The organism is Mycobacterium sp., assembly GCF_052145595.1.
Classification (GTDB): Bacteria; Actinomycetota; Actinomycetes; order Mycobacteriales; family Mycobacteriaceae; genus Mycobacterium.
The window spans coordinates 12,655-27,907 of the sequence record NZ_JBKQOI010000248.1; the positions used below are offsets into that span (position 1 = coordinate 12,655).

Here is a 15,253-nt window from a genome sequence, read left to right on the forward strand (position 1 = left end):
CCATGGTGAACAACGCCCTAACGGCGGCTCATTCTTCGCCGCGGGCCCGGGCCTCGTAGGCCTTGCGCTTCTCGACGTCGACGTCGTCGGTAAAGACGTGCTCGCCACCGAGCATCCGGTTCAGGCCCTCTCCCATCACGCGGGGCATGAACCTCTGCGACACGACCATGGCGCCGGCCGCCTTGGTGACCCGCACCCGCGGCTTGGGGTGGACCACGAGCCCAACGATCGCGTCGGCGATATCGGACGGCTCGGCGTTCTTGAATCCCTTGGCCCCATGGGTGCCCGCGGCGAGCTCGGTGTTGACGAACGTCGGCAACACCATCGAAAACTTCACGCCCGCCGAGCGGTACTCAAGCCGCGCCGAGTCGGTGAACGCGACCACCGCGTGCTTGCTCGCGCAGTACGTGGCCAGCCCGACGACGTAGAGCTCCCCGGCAAGCGAGGCGACGTTGATGACGTGTCCGGATCCGCGGGGCACCATGCGCTGGGCCGCCATCTTGCTGCCCAGGATCACGCCGAAGACGTTGATGTCCAGAATGCGCCGGGTGACGGCGTCCGGCTCGTCGATGATCCTGCCGACGGGCATGATGCCGGCGTTGTTGACCAGCACGTCCATCGGGCCGAGCTGGCGCTCAACCTGGTCTAGAAAATCCGAAAACGAATCCCGCTCGGTGACATCGAGTTTGCCGTACACGTCGAGACCGAGGTCGGCACCCGACTCCTTGACCTTGGCCTCATCGATGTCGCCGATGGCGACCTTGGCGCCCAAATTGTGCAGTGCGGTCGCGGTGGCCAATCCGATTCCCCGTGCGCCGCCCGTGATCACGATGACCTTGCCCCGGACCTTGGGGCCGATGGATGCCGTTTCTGCCATTTTCGTCCTTCCCGAAGGTTGACGGGTGTCAGCTAGGCGATTGGGTAAGCACAGCACTCGACGCCCGTGCCGCGCAAATAACCACTGACAAACCAATGACAAAGGAGCGTTCAGTGCGCGCTGAGCCACACCAGACTGGCGCCCCCGACCACGGCGCAGTAGATCGCGAACGGTGTGAGGGTGCGGGTCTGGAAGTACCGCGTCAGATAGCGCACCGCGAGGTAGGCGCAGACGAAGGAGGCGATGCTGCCGGCGACGACCTGACCGTGGATCCCCGTTCCGAGCTGTCCGAATAGATCCGGGATTTTGTATACCCCGGCGGCAAGGATGATCGGCGTCGCCAGCAGGAACGAGAAGCGGGCGGCGTCTTCATGCGATAGGCCGCGCCACAGTCCGGCCACCATGGCTATGCCCGAGCGGCTGATACCGGGAAGCAGCGCCAGGATTTGGGAGGAGCCGATCAGCACACCACGGCGCAACGGCAGTTGGGCCAGCCGGTTGTCGATCGCTTCGCCGGTGTGTTCCTCGTCGGCCTCCGCGGGCTGGCCTGGACTGGCCGCGGGTGAGACGCGGCGGCGCAGCACCTCGCCGACATAGAGGGCAATGCCGTTGAGGAGCAGGAATGCCGCCGCCGGAATGGGTTTGCCCAGTGTGGTGCGAAACAGGTGTTCCAGCGCCACCCCGGCCAGTCCCACCGGGATGGTGGCAACCACGATCAGCCATGCGAGCCGCTCGTCGGGAGTCCGGATTCGGCGATATCGCGCCGACGACACGAATCCCGCCACGATGCGTAGCCAGTCACGCCAGAAGAACACCAGCAGGGCGGCCGCGGTGGCGACATGCAGGCCGACGATGAACGCCAGGTAGGGCGACTCGGGGGCGGAGACGTTCAGGTCGCGGGCCCATTGCCCGCCGACCAGCGCAGGCACTAAGACCGAGTGCCCGAGGCTGGAGACCGGGAATAGTTCGGTGACGCCCTGGAACGCGCCGACCACCACGGCCTCGACGTAGCTCAACTGCGCGCTCATTTGTGGGGTACCTCCATCCAATGGTCTCGACAACCTTAGGTACGACCTCGCGGGTCGGCCTGCGACGATAGCCGATGGCCTGAACACGAAGGCTCCCGACCAACAATTGCGGCAATAGGGCTGCCCGGCTTGGCTTTTGGCCCGGGACCGGGCAGCATCCAGGGTGACGGGTCGGCCAATGCCCGCGCGTAGGTGCCTGACCAGGCAGGTACGGTGGGCAAATGGCCGACGGGTTGCTCGATGCCGTGCGCGTCCTCGACCTGTCGATTGGTAGCGCCGACGGGGTGACCCGCCTGTTCGCCGACCTGGGTGCCGACGTCCTCAAGGTGGAATTCCCGGGCGGCAGCCCGGCACGCGACGAGTTGCCGACGCTGGCCGGCGCCAGCATCCCGTTCGCCGTGCACAACGCCAACAAGCGCAGCGCGGTGCTGGACCCGCTCGACGACGGCGACTGCGGCCGATTCTTTGACCTCGTCGCGGAAGCCGACATCGTTGTGGACGGTGGCCTTGGCAGCCAGGCCGCCGCGTTCGCGACGTCGAGTGAGGAGTTGGCCGCGCGCTATCAGCACCTCGTGGTGCTGTCGGTCACCGATTTCGGTGCGACGGGTCCGCGATCATCATGGCGCGCAACCGATCCCGTGTTGTACGCGATGTGTGGCTCACTGTCACGATCCGGCCCCACCACCGGCACCCCTGTCTTGCCGCCGGACGGTATCGCTTCGGCAACCGCCGCCGTTCAGGCCGCCTGGGCCGCGCTCGCCGCTTACTACAACCGATTACGTTGCGGCATAGGTGATTACATCGACTTCTCGCGGTTCGATGCCGTCGTCACGGCGCTCGACCCCGCATTCGGCGCGCACGGGCAGGCCGCCGCCGGCGTCCGCCGCACCGGCCGGTGGCGGGGCCGCCCGAGAAATCAGGACGCTTACCCGATCTATCCGTGCAAGGACGGTTACGTCCGGTTATGCGTCATGGCGCCGCGGCAGTGGCGCGGCCTGCGGCGCTGGCTGGGGGAACCGGAAGATTTTCAGGACCCGAAATACGACGCGATCGGCACCCGTTTTGCCGCCTGGCCCGAGATCAGCGTGCTGATCCAGGCCTTGTTCGCCGGACAGACGATGAAGGAATTAGTGGCCGCCGGGCAGGCGCACGGGGTGCCGGTCGCCGCGGTCCTGACGCCGTCCCGGATCCTGGGCTCCGAGCATTTCCAGGCGGTGGGCGCGATCACCGATGCCGAGCTCGTCCCCGGCGTGCGTACCAGCGTGCCCACCGGATATTTCGTCGTCGACGGCCAGCGTTCGGGCTTCCGTGCGCCGGCTCCCACCGCGGGGCAGGACCAGCCCTATTGGCGCGGTAATCCGGCCGTGGTGCCGTCATCGTCGGGCAAGGCCGGCGACTATCCGTTTGAAGGTCTGCGGATTCTCGATCTCGGCATCATCGTCGCCGGGGGCGAGCTGAGCCGGCTATTCGGCGACCTGGGCGCCGAGGTCATCAAAATCGAAAGTGCCGACTACCCGGACGGACTGCGGCAGGCCCGCGTCGGCGAGGCCATGAGTGAGTCGTTCGCCTGGACACACCGCAATCAACTCGGACTCGGGCTGGACCTGCGCAGCGCCGACGGCAAGGAGATCTTCGGCCGACTGGTCGCGGAGGCCGACGCGGTCTTCGCCAATTTCAAGCCGGGAACCCTTGCCGCACTTGGGTTTTCCTACGAGAAGCTTCGTGCCGTCAACCCGAGGATCGTGCTGGCCGAGAGCAGCGCTTTCGGCGACACGGGGCCGTGGAGCACCCGGTTGGGTTACGGTCCGCTGGTCCGCGCCGCCACGGGTGTCACCCGGCTTTGGACGTCCGACGACGCGGAGAACCAGGACGACAGCGCACGGCATGCTTTTTATGACGCAACGACGATCTTCCCCGATCACGTGGTCGGGCGGGTCGCGGCCATCGGGGCACTGGCGGCGCTGATCCGCCGCGATCGGACCGGCGGCGGAGCCCACGTGCACATCTCGCAGGCCGAGGTCGTGGTCAATCAGCTCGACACGCTCTACGTCACCAGGGCCGCACTCGCAGCGGGCATCGCCGCGATCCGCGACGACACCAGCCTGCACGCGGTCTACCCGTGCGCGGGCGACGATGAATGGTGCGTCATCTCGATCGGGTCGGACGAGGAATGGCGCTGTGCTACATGGGTTTTCGACCACCCAGAATGGGTTGACGACCCACGCTTCGCGGCCGGGGAGTCGCGCCTGGCCAACCGGCGCGAGCTGGTGGGGCTGGTGTCGGCCTGGACGCGCACGCGCACCCCGGTCCGGGCCGTGCAACTGCTGCAGTCGGCGGGAGTTTCGGCCGGACCGATGAACCGGCCGCCGGACGTCCTCGAGGACCCCCAGCTGATCGAGCGAAAGCTGTTCAGCGACTTGGTGCATCCGCTGATCGAGCGTCCGCTGCCGGCGGAGACGGGTCCCGCGCCGTTTCGGCAGATCCCTCCGGCCCCGCAGCGCCCGGCGCCGCTGCCCGGCCAGGACACCGTCGAGATCTGCCGAAACCTGCTCGGGCTGAGCGCCGAAGAGACCGAGCGGCTGATCGCGGAGCGCGTTCTTTTCGGTCCTACCGGACGCTGAAGTCGATCTACTGCACCGGCCCGGCCTAACCATCCCGCCGCCGGCCGCCAGTGGTCGTCAGATAGGTTCGCTATATGACCGTGGACCCCAGAACACCGGTGCTGATCGGCTGTGGCCAGGTCAACCAGCGCGATGAAATCGACCCGGCAAAACGGTCCGTCGAACCGGTCGACCTGATGGCCGCCGCGGCCCGGCAAGCTGCGGATTCCCGGGTGATCGAGGCCGTGGATTCCGTCCGCGTGGTGAACGTGTTGTCGGCACACTACCGCGATCCCGGGCTGCTGCTCGGCGAGCGGATCGGCGCCGCTGACTTCACCACCTTGTACAGCCCCGTCGGCGGCAACGTGCCGCAATCCCTGGTCAACCAGGCCTGCCTGGACATTCAGCGGGGCCGGGCTGGCGTGGTGCTGCTTGCCGGCGCCGAAACCTGGCGCACCAGAAGGGGGCTGAAAGCGCAAGGCAGCAAACTCGAATGGACGGTTCAGGACGAATCCGTCCCGAAAGCAGAAGTCTTCGGCGACGACGTCCCGATGGCCGGTGACGCCGAGATCAGAATCGGGCTGGACCGGCCGGCCTACGTCTACCCGCTGTTCGAAGAGGCGCTTCGGATCGCGAACGGCGAGTCCGTCGAGGACCATCTCAGGCGCATCGGCGAGCTGTGGGCGCGCTTCAACGCCGTCGCGGTCGACAATCCGCACGCATGGATACGCAAACCGGTGAGTGCCGAGGAAATCCGGCAGCCAGGCCCGAAGAACCGGATGATCAGCTGGCCCTACACCAAGCTGATGAACTCCAACAACATGGTCGACCAGGGCGCCGCGCTGATCTTGACCTCGGTCGAGCAGGCGACACGGCTGCAGGTCCCCGCCGAACGCTGGGTTTACCCGCACGCGGGCACCGACGCGCATGACACCCCGGCCATCGCCGAGCGTGACGAGCTGCACCGCTCAACGGCCATCCGGATCGCCGGCGCGCGGGTTCTCGAGCTGGCCGGCCTCGGCATCGACGACGTCGACTACGTCGACCTGTACTCCTGCTTCCCCTCCGCCGTTCAAGTCGCGGCGGCCGAACTGGGACTAACCGTCGACGATCCGGCCCGCCCGCTCACCGTCACCGGCGGCCTGACCTTCGCCGGCGGCCCGTGGAGCAACTACGTGATGCATTCCATTGCCACCGTGGCCGAACTGCTGGTCGCCAATCCCGGACGGCGCGCCCTGATCACCGCCAACGGCGGCTACCTGACCAAACACAGCTTCGGCGTCTACGGCACCGAACCGCCGGCCGAATTCCGTTGGGAAGACCTACAACCGGCGGTGGATGGGGAGCCCACCCGGGACGGACTGGTCGAGTGGGAGGGCGTCGGCACCGTCGAAGCGTGGACCACACCCTTCGACCGCGGGGGAGACCCGGAAAAGGCCTTTCTGGCCGTGCGCACGCCTGACGGCTCGCGCACCCTGGCGGTCATCGCGGATCCGGCCGCGGCGGAAGTGACCGTGCGGGAGGACATCGGCGGCGCCAAGGTTGCCGTTACCGCGGACGGCAACGCCACGCTGCAGTAACCGCCGAAAAGCATCACCCGAGGCCAGGGTGCCTTTCGGGCCGTAACAGTCGCGCAAGTCGGGCCGATTTGCCTATTGTCGAGGTGGACGTTGGGGGAGGTGAGCCCAGGTGCAGATCCTGGTTACCGACGCCACGGGTGCAGTCGGGCGGCTGGTCGCGCGCCAGCTGATCGCTGCGGGGCACACGGTCAGCGGCATTGCCGAGCGTCCACACGACTGCCTGGACCCCGGCGTCGAACTGGTTTGCGCGCCGCTGAGTCACCCAATCCTGCAAGATCTGGCCGACGAGGCCGACGCGGTGATCCACCTGGCCCCGGTCGACACGACCGCACCGGGCAGCGCGGACATCGACGGCGTTGCGCATGTGACCCACGCGGCCGCCCGCGCCGGTGCGCGGCTGCTGTTCGTCTCCCAGGCCGCAGGTCGCCCCGACCTGTATCGGCCGGCCGAGGCACTGGTGTCCACCAGTTGGGCACCGAGTTTGGTCATCCGGATCGCGCCGCCGGTCGGCCGCCAGCTCGACTGGATGGTGTGCCGTACCGTGGCCACGCTGCTGCGCACCAAGCCCTCCGCGCAGCCGATAAGGGTGCTGCATCTCGACGACCTGGTGCGTTTCCTGGTTTTCTCGGTGAACACCGACCGCACCGGTGTCGTGGACCTCGCCACCCCGGACACCACCAACCCGACCACCGCGTGGCGGCTGCTGCGATCCGCTGACCCGCGTTCCCGGCTGCATCGGGTTCGCAGCTGGTCGCAATTGATTCCGGATATGGATATCACTGCGGCGCAAGAGGATTGGATGTTCGAGTTCGGCTGGCAGGCGCTCGAGGCGGTCGCCGACACGGCCCGTGGACTCGTCGGGCGACGAGTCGATGCCGCCGGCGCGACCAACCACGGGCGTCAACTGGCGCTCCCGGTGGAGGTTGCTCCGCGGCCACGGCCGTCCGACGGGTTGCACAGCGCGGCCCCGGAGGGCATCGAGGGTGAATTCGACGACTGGATAGATCCCCGGTTCCCGGTCTTCAGTGCAACCGGCCTTGCCGAGGCGCTACCCGGACCACTGACCCCGATCACGCTGGATGTCCAGTTGAGCGGGCTACGCACGGCCACTCGGGTGCTGGGTCAGGCGCTCGCTCTTGGTGGCGTGGTAACCGACGAGTGGGATAGCAGGGCCATCGCCGTCTTCGGCCATCGCCCCTACGTCGGGGTGTCGTCCAACGTCCTTGCCGCCGCCCAGCTGCCCGGCTGGGATCAGCACGCCATCGCCCGGCGCGCCCTGGTCGGCCAGCCGCAGGTGGGCGACCTGCTGCCGTTCGGCGAACCCCAACTGGCCGAGGGAGCGCTCGGGTCGGTCGCCAAGGCCGTCGTCGCGGCGCGTTCGGTTGCCCTGATGCGCCATCTCAAATCCGACACGCGGGCCTACGGCGCCGCGGCCGAGGCAGAACACCTGGACGTCGCGCAATTGGCCGCGCTGCCGGATGCCAGCCTGGAAGTTCGAATCCGGCTGTTGCGCGACCGGATCCACCAAGGCTGGATCCTCACGGCGCTGTGGTTGCTCGACACCGGCGTCACCGCGGCTGCGCAGCAGCGAACCCGGGCGGGATCGAGCGTGTCCGGGATCGACATGATCATGGAAAGCGGCCGCGTCACAGCGGAGACCGCCGAGCTGGCGGCGATGTTGCGCGGTGACCCGCCGCTGTGTGGGATGGCCCGGGAAGGGAACGTCGCAAGCATCCGCGCGTTGTCTCCAGACACCGCCGGCGCTCTCGATGCCGCGGTCGCCCGGATCGGGCACCGTGGGCCAGCGGAGGCCGAGCTGGCCAGCGCGGTGTTCGGCGACGATCCGGCGATGCTGCTGATGGCGGCCGCGCAGGCCGCTGTCGTCGCCGAATCCGCTCCCACTCCCACGGAGCCGCGGGCGCCGCTGATCCGCCGACTGGCCGGCAACGTCCGCGGTTCGCGGGAGCTGGCCCACGACACGACCATCCGGTTCACCCATGAGTTCCGAATGACGTTGCGGGAGCTGGGATCTCGGCGGGTCGCCGCGGACATGACCGACGTTGCCGACGACGTGTACTACCTGACCTGTGACGAACTGGTCACCATGCCGGCCGACGCTCGGCTGCGGATCAAGCGCCGCCGCGCCGAACGGGAGCGCTTGCAGGTGCAGCGCCCACCCGACGTCATCGACGGGACGTGGATTCCGGTTGGCCGAACTGACCCGCAACCAACGTCAACCCAGCAGGTCGGCCAGTGACGACTGCGGATCGGTCAACTTGTCGACGTCGACGGGAGTCTTCGACCGAATCAAGGATTTCACGTCATCGAGCACATCCCAGACGTTGACGTTCATCCCGGCCAGCACCCGATTGTCCCCGTCGAGCCAAAACGCGACGAATTCACGGCCGGGGACGTCACCGCGGAACACCACTCGCTCAAAGCTGGGTGCGTGCCCGACGTATTCCATTCCGAGGTCGTACTGGTCGGTGAAGAAGTAGGGTAGCTCGGCGTATTCGCCCGGCGACCCGAGCATTCCGGCGGTTGCCACCGCGGGCTGCTTGAGCGCGTTGGCCCAGTGCTCGGTGCGGATCCGGCCGTCGAACAGCGGGTGCTGCGCGGCGGCGATGTCACCGACCGCGTAGATGTCGGGATCGCTGGTACGCAGCGACGTATCAACCAGCACCCCGCCGTCGCCCATGGACAGCCCCGCCCGTTCGGCGAGTTCGACGTTCGGCTTGGCGCCGACGGCAACCAGTACGGCATCGGCGGCAACCGTCGACCCGTCGCGCATCCGCAGGCCGGTGGCCGCACCGTCGGTGCCCTCGGCCCGGGTGATCTCCTCGACCTGCGTCTGTAGCCGTAGGTCCACACCGTGATCGCGATGCAGGTTGGCAAACACTTCGCCGACCGTTTCGCCCAGCGCCGCCACCAGTGGTTGTTTCGCCGTTTCGACAACGGTGACGTTGACGCCGCGCTGACGGGCACTGGCGGCCACCTCCAGGCCGATCCAGCCGGCGCCCACTACCGCGAGCGAAGATCCCACGTTCAGAACAGAATTCAGTGCCGCGGCATCGTCGTAGGTGCGCAGGTAGTGGACTCCGTCGGCGTCGCAGCCAGGTATCGGCGGGCGCCGCGACGCGGATCCCGTCGCCAGCAGCAGCTTGTCGTAGGCCACCGTGGTGCCGTCGGGAAGTCCGACGGTGTGTGCGGCGCAGTCCAACGACGACACCCGCGAGCCCAGTCTCAGGTCGACCTGGTGGGCGCGGTACCAGTCGGAGTTCTGCACGGTGAAGTCGTCCAACGACTTCTTGCCAGCCAGATACTCCTTGGAAAGCGGAGGGCGCTCGTAGGGCAGGCGCATCTCCTCGGCGAGAATGACGATGTGGCCGTCGAAGTTGTTGTCGCGCAATGCTTCCACCGCTTTGGCCGCGGCAAGTCCGCCGCCGACGATGACGAATGCTGTCGAACTGGCCATGACTGCTGCCCCATTCTGTTGTGGTGCTGACCAACCAGAGACAGGTCCCATTGAGGCCCCGCCGTCCAGGCTACCCCGCCCGGCTCAGCCCAAACGCCCGCGCAAATACAGCGCATTGCGGACGGCATGGCCACCCGGGTCGTTGTTGAAATACACCCACACGTCCCTGCCGTCGCCGTCCCAATGGGTGATCCGGTCGGCCCAGCGCCGCAGCTCGTCGTTCGAATAGCATCCGGCATACATCGCATCCCGATCCGGCCCGTGCATCCGGACATACACCAGATCCGTCGTGGCCCGCGGGATGCACGCCAGTCCGCCGCCGCTCATCACCACATACGCGGCGCGGCGGCGTTCCAGCAGCCGGTACACAGCGGGGTCATCCCACGACGGATGCCGCAGCTCGACGGCCACCCGGATCGACTCCGGCACGCTTTGCAGGAAGGCATCCAGGCGCGGGTCATCGCGCCGTTGCCCGGGGTGCAGTTGAACCAGTAGCACTCCGTGGCGATCACCCAGCAGCTGCCAGCAGCGTTCGAACCGCTCGATCCACGGCTCGGGCCCCTGTTCGGCCAAAGCCAGCCGCCGATAGTGGGTCAGCCCCCGGTGCGCCTTGACCGACATCGTGAAACCGTCGGGCAGCTGATCGCGCCAGGCGGCGAACGTCGAATCCTTGGGCCACCGATAGAAACTCGCGTTCAGCTCGACGGTGTCGAAAACCTCGGCGTAGCGGGTCAATCGGTGCGCGGACGACAGGCCGGGCGGGTACAGCACATCCGCCCAATGGTTGTAGGACCATCCGGACGTGCCGATCCGCACGGTCAACGGCGGGTCACCCGTGCCGCGTTTCGGCAAACCGGGGCCGGTAATTGCTCATCTATTTGGGCGGCAGGCCGCGCGCGTAGCCGGTTCCCCGCGTGACCCAGCTCTGCAGCTGGCGTTTGGTTTGCACGCCGTCAGCGTCGATCCGTAACCAGCCGCGGGTTTCCCGGCCCGCCATCACCATGGCGCTGACGTGGATACGCTCCAGCAGCTTGTCGGTGTCGGCCGGCGGCACCCGCACCAGCAGGCCGCCCTGGCCGCTGACGGCCACGGACATGTTGCCGTTGATCAGGAAAGCCAGGCCGCCGAACATTCGCTTTTCCTCGACGCCACGTTCGGAGCCGAGCAGTTCGCGGATCCGGTTGGCCAGGTCCTCGTCGTACGCCATGCGGGCCTGTGTCAGTCCAGGTCCACGCGGATGGTCAGCAGATCGGTGCCCGCCAAGCGCACGACCGCGCTGTTGAGCCGGGGGAGGTTGCCCAGCCGCTGCACGGGGTCATCGTCGGGCAGCAGGTGAGCGGTTCCGTTACGCCACTCACCGCCGATGCGCACCCGAACGGCCGGGTTAGCCTTGATGTTGCGGACGAAGTCGGAGTGCTCGCCGTGTTCGGAGACCATCCAGAACTGGTTGTCGATTACCCTTCCGCCCACCGCTGTGTGCCGTGGTTGTCCGGACTTGCGACCAGTGGTCTCGAGCATGGTCACCGGCAATCGCCGACCCACGGGATTGACGACCGACCGTTGAACGCCCTGCACTACTTGCCGTTTCAGATTCACGCCCTTATTCAACGCCAAGGGCCGCGCCCTTGTCACGGGCGTGGCCCTCGCTGTCGGTCAGGCGGCGGCCGTGGCGGGTTCGGCCACCGGTTCCAGCGCCTGCGCCACGATCTCTGCGACGTCCGTCATCGGTTTGACGGTCAACGCTTCGAGCACCTCGGCGGGGACATCATCCAGATCCGGCTCGTTGCGCGACGGGATGAAAACCGTTGACAGGCCGGCGCGTTGGGCGGCCAGCAGCTTCTGCTTGACGCCGCCGATCGGCAGCACCCGGCCGTTCAGCGTGACCTCGCCGGTCATGCCGACATCGGAGCGGACCTGACGTCCGGTGGCCATCGACACCAGTGCGGTGACCATCGTGACACCGGCCGACGGGCCATCCTTGGGCACCGCGCCGGCCGGCACGTGCACGTGGATGCGCCGGTCCAGCGCCTTCGGATCGACACCGAGTTGCTCGGCGTGTGAGCGCACGTAGGACAGCGCGATCTGCGCGGATTCCTTCATCACGTCGCCCAGCTGGCCCGTCAACTGCAGACCCGGCTCACCGTCGGTCGCGCCGGCTTCGATGTAGAGCACATCGCCGCCCAGACCCGTCACAGCAAGGCCGGTGGCCACCCCGGGCACCGCGGTGCGTTCGGCCGACTCGGGCGTAAACCGCGGCCGGCCCAGGTAACCAACCAGATCGGGCTCGTCGATCGTCTTCGGCCCGGGCTGCTCGGCAAGCTTGGTCGTCACCTTGCGCAGCGCCTTGGCCAGCAGCCGCTCGAACTGACGCACACCCGGCTCGCGGGTGTAGTCGGCGGCGATCTTGCGTAACGCCGCGTCGGTGACCGTGACCTCGTCGTCGCCCAGCGCCGCCCGCTCCCGCTGCCGGGGCAGCAGGTAGTTACGGGCGATGGCGACCTTGTCGTCTTCGGTGTAACCGTCGATCTCGACCAGCTCCATGCGGTCCAACAGCGCCGACGGAATGTTCTCGATCACGTTGGCGGTCGCCAGGAAGACGACGTCGGACAGGTCCAGGTCGAGATCCAGGTAGTGGTCGCGGAACGTGTGGTTCTGCGCCGGGTCGAGCACCTCGAGCAGCGCCGCGCTCGGGTCGCCGCGATAGTCGGAACCGACCTTGTCGATTTCGTCCAGCAGCACAACGGGATTCATCGACCCCGCCTCGCCGATTGCACGCACGATCCGGCCCGGCAACGCGCCCACGTAGGTGCGACGGTGCCCGCGGATCTCGGCCTCGTCGCGCACACCGCCCAGGGCGACGCGCACGAACTTGCGGCCCAGCGCCCGGGCCACGCTCTCACCCAGCGACGTCTTGCCGACGCCGGGGGGACCCGCCAGCGCCATCACCGCGCCGGAGCCACGGCCGCCGACGACCTCCAGCCCGCGCTCGGCGCGGCGGGTACGCACGGCCAGGTACTCGACGATGCGGTCCTTGACGTCCTCCAGTCCGTGGTGGTCGGCGTCCAGGATTTCCCGCGCGGCCTTCAGATCCGTCGAGTCCTCGGTCTTGACGTTCCAGGGCAGGTCGAGCACGGTGTCCAGCCAGGTGCGGATCCAGCCGCTTTCCGGGCTTTGGTCGCTGGCCCGTTCGAGCTTGCCGACCTCCCGCAGCGCGGCATCGCGCACCTTCTCGGGCAGGTCGGCGGCCTCCACGCGGGCCCGGTAGTCGTCTGACCCGTCGGGTTCGCCTTCGCCCAGTTCCTTGCGGATGGCGGCCAGCTGTTGGCGCAGCAGGAACTCCTTTTGCGTCTTCTCCACGCCCTCGCGGACGTCCTCGGCGATCTTGTCGTTGACCTCGACCTCGGCCAACTGCTCGCCGGTCCAGTCGATCAACAGACGGAGGCGACGGCCCGTATCTTCGGTTTCCAGCAGCTGGCGCTTCTGCACAGCGGTCAGATACGACGCATAACCAGCCATGTCGGCCAGCGCCGACGGGTCGATCAGCCGGTTGACGACGTCGACCAGCTCCCAGGCCTCGCGGCGTTGCAGCATCGCCAGCAGCAGCTTCTTGTATTCGGCGGCCATCGCACGCGTCTCGTCGCTGGGCTCAGGCTCGGTGACCTCGGTCACCTCGACCCACAACGCCGCGCCCGGCCCGCTTGCGCCGATGCCAATCTGGGCCCGCCGCTCGCCACGCACGACCGCGGCGGTACCGCCACCGGCGATCTGGCCGACCTGCAAAATCGTCGCCAGCACGCCGTAGGACGGGTAGCGGTCGTCGAGCCGCGGGGCGATCAGCAGCTGGCCCGACTCACTGGCGCGGGCAGCGTCGACAGCCGCTCGAGCGGCGTCATCCAAGGCGATCGGCACGACCATCCCGGGCAACACGATCGGGTCACTGACAAATAACACCGGCACTGACTTGGCTTCCGCCATCGAATCCTCCAAAGTTAAGCCTGTCGCGCTCAACCTTCGTCGGAGGTGATTTGTTCCCGAGGACTACGCGGTGGAAGACGAGGCGCGCTGGCGGGCCCGGAACGCCTGAACTTTCGCGCGGTTGCCGCAGGTGCCCATCCCGCACCAATGCCGGTTTTTCGCCCGCGACGCATCGAGGTACAGGCGCATGCAGTCCGGGTGGGCACAGCGCTTGACGTTCTCGATGTCGGTTCCGGCGACGAGATCGACCAGATCGGCGGCCAGAGTCGCCAGCAGTTGCGACGCGGTGCCCTCGCGGCGGGTCGCGCCGGTTCGCTGCAATCGCGGCGTGAGCTGAGGTTGAGCTGCACGCTCATTGAGCAGGTCGACGTCGGCGGGTTGGGGCCGGCGGTGCTCTAGCCGGGCGATCACGGTCCGGTAGATGGCTTCCCGCAGCTCGATTGCGGCCGCCAGATCGTCATCGGTGACGTGGATGGCGCCGTCGAGCAGCCCTCCCTGAACTGCAAATTCCGACAACAGTTCAGGCCGAGTCAGCAGTTCTTCGCGGGCCGAATCGCGGTGCTTCATGGTGCCCACGAAGTTCAGGCATCGGCGGCCGCCCACATAGACGAATGTCACAAGTAACCATCTTGACAGGTTTCATCGCCGAGCGCCAACCTATAACTATCTAAACAGGTTACGAGGGTCTTAGCAGTTCGAACGAGAAGGACATGTCCGGCGTCTAAGCGAGTAACCAGCCGATCTATTCGGCAGTGAACGGCGAAAGGAGCCAACCTAAAATGGACCTCTACCGGATAACCCACCCGCTGAGGTTGGGCAGAGGATCGCACCAGCCGGGCTCCGGCAAAGGGTGCGCGATGAACGTCATTTCTTACATCACCGGCGATGAGCAGGTCACCGACTTTCCGACCCGCTCGGTGCGGCCGCTGAGCCTGCTCGTCCAGACATCCAACGATCTGCTCGCGGGACCCGCTGGCTACCTGTTACCCGATGACAGCGTGCTGGCCCTCGACCTCGCCTGGCAGACGGTCGGAACCGCCGATGTTCCTGAGACCGTCGTCCACGCCTGGATCGCCGAATTGCTGACCAGTCCGACCTGGTGAGTGCTCAAGTACGCCAAAATCACCGCCCACAAAGCGATCCTCGACATTGCCGAGCTGCACCGCGCCGCCGCTTCGGGTGACATGCCCGCCGACGCGGACTGGGACGCCGCCGGCCGCGCGGCCCGCGAGGTGGCCTCGACCCTCAGCGGCGCCGGGATGCGTGCGGTGCAGGCCGCGTCCGAGTCGACCGCATTCGTGGACAGCGACCTGCTGATGTCGCTGGACAAGGTAGTCGTTCACGCGCAAAACGCGCACGGTCTCGCCTCCAGGGACACCACGACGGTCAGCCGGATGATCGAGCTCACCGGCCACGCGATCCGCTCATGGCGTCAGCTGGCCGGGCTCGCCCAGGACACCGCCCGCGACATCAGCCCCGTCGAGCCCGAATCGCGCGTAACGGCTTACGCCTAAAAGAACCGAGACAACGGTTCCGTGTCCGGCACCGCTCGCCACAGTCTGCCGATCAGTGGAAGTCTCGGCACCGGCCCCTAGACGGTATGAGGGGCTGGGGCCTCGCTCACATGTGAACGTGGGTTGCCGTCAGGAATGTGGTCCTGGCCGGTAGAGCCACAAGATGTGGGAGGCCCCAGTGAGAAATTATCGTACGAGTGTCGG

General features: G+C 67.3%; 13 protein-coding genes. 5 read left to right on the forward strand and 8 right to left on the reverse strand.

Annotated elements, in window-relative coordinates; genetic code table 11:
* Window positions 1-28: 28 nt before the first annotated feature.
* Window positions 29-877, reverse strand: a complete 849-nt coding sequence (locus ACLP4W_RS21715; RefSeq protein WP_442389488.1) for an SDR family oxidoreductase — start codon at window positions 875-877, stop codon at window positions 29-31.
* Between the two features lie 110 nt (window positions 878-987).
* Window positions 988-1,905 carry an undecaprenyl-diphosphate phosphatase gene (locus tag ACLP4W_RS21720; protein ID WP_442389489.1) on the reverse strand — a complete coding sequence of 306 codons (918 nt, stop codon included), beginning with the start codon at window positions 1,903-1,905 and terminating at the stop codon, window positions 988-990.
* Window positions 1,906-2,126: 221 nt separating this feature from the next.
* Here ACLP4W_RS21720 and ACLP4W_RS21725 point away from each other — a divergent pair, with 221 nt between their 5' ends.
* The 3 genes from ACLP4W_RS21725 (at window position 2,127) to ACLP4W_RS21735 (ending at window position 8,342) form a co-directional block, all read left to right on the forward strand.
* Entirely contained in the window at window positions 2,127-4,526 is a 2,400-nt protein-coding gene (locus ACLP4W_RS21725) for a CoA transferase (protein WP_442389490.1), read from the forward strand.
* Window positions 4,527-4,600: 74 nt separating this feature from the next.
* Window positions 4,601-6,085 (forward strand): acetyl-CoA acetyltransferase, encoded by a 1,485-nt coding sequence (locus ACLP4W_RS21730; RefSeq protein ID WP_442389491.1) that lies wholly within the window; start codon window positions 4,601-4,603, stop codon window positions 6,083-6,085.
* Window positions 6,086-6,194: 109 nt separating this feature from the next.
* Complete coding sequence (locus ACLP4W_RS21735) at window positions 6,195-8,342, forward strand: NAD-dependent epimerase/dehydratase family protein (protein ID WP_442389492.1); 2,148 nt, start codon at window positions 6,195-6,197, stop codon at window positions 8,340-8,342.
* Here ACLP4W_RS21735 and ACLP4W_RS21740 read toward each other — a convergent pair.
* The 6 genes from ACLP4W_RS21740 to ACLP4W_RS21765 all read right to left on the reverse strand — a co-directional run bounded on the left by ACLP4W_RS21740 (window position 8,319) and on the right by ACLP4W_RS21765 (window position 14,153).
* Complete coding sequence (locus ACLP4W_RS21740) at window positions 8,319-9,560, reverse strand: NAD(P)/FAD-dependent oxidoreductase (protein ID WP_442389493.1); 1,242 nt, start codon at window positions 9,558-9,560, stop codon at window positions 8,319-8,321. The genes ACLP4W_RS21735 and ACLP4W_RS21740 overlap by 24 nt on opposite strands.
* Window positions 9,561-9,644: 84 nt before the next feature.
* Window positions 9,645-10,382 (reverse strand): DUF72 domain-containing protein, encoded by a 738-nt coding sequence (locus ACLP4W_RS21745; RefSeq protein WP_442389497.1) that lies wholly within the window; start codon window positions 10,380-10,382, stop codon window positions 9,645-9,647.
* A 52-nt stretch (window positions 10,383-10,434) separates the two neighbouring features.
* Window positions 10,435-10,767, reverse strand: a complete 333-nt coding sequence (locus tag ACLP4W_RS21750; protein WP_442389494.1) for a TfoX/Sxy family protein — start codon at window positions 10,765-10,767, stop codon at window positions 10,435-10,437.
* 11 nt (window positions 10,768-10,778) lie between these two features.
* Entirely contained in the window at window positions 10,779-11,168 is a 390-nt protein-coding gene (locus tag ACLP4W_RS21755) for a nitroreductase family deazaflavin-dependent oxidoreductase (RefSeq protein ID WP_442389498.1), read from the reverse strand.
* A 45-nt stretch (window positions 11,169-11,213) separates the two neighbouring features.
* Window positions 11,214-13,535, reverse strand: a complete 2,322-nt coding sequence (gene lon / locus ACLP4W_RS21760) for an endopeptidase La (protein WP_442389495.1) — start codon at window positions 13,533-13,535, stop codon at window positions 11,214-11,216.
* A gap of 63 nt (window positions 13,536-13,598) precedes the next feature.
* Window positions 13,599-14,153 (reverse strand): CGNR zinc finger domain-containing protein, encoded by a 555-nt coding sequence (locus ACLP4W_RS21765; protein ID WP_442389496.1) that lies wholly within the window; start codon window positions 14,151-14,153, stop codon window positions 13,599-13,601.
* 239 nt (window positions 14,154-14,392) lie between these two features.
* Here ACLP4W_RS21765 and ACLP4W_RS21770 point away from each other — a divergent pair, with 239 nt between their 5' ends.
* Both ACLP4W_RS21770 and ACLP4W_RS21775 read left to right on the forward strand, forming a co-directional pair.
* Window positions 14,393-14,638: a hypothetical protein gene (locus tag ACLP4W_RS21770; protein WP_442377015.1), complete on the forward strand. Its 246-nt coding sequence runs from the start codon at window positions 14,393-14,395 to the stop codon at window positions 14,636-14,638.
* A complete protein-coding gene (locus ACLP4W_RS21775; protein WP_442377017.1) occupies window positions 14,639-15,049 on the forward strand; it encodes a hypothetical protein in 411 nt (136 codons plus the stop codon).
* Window positions 15,050-15,253: the final 204 nt, after the last annotated feature.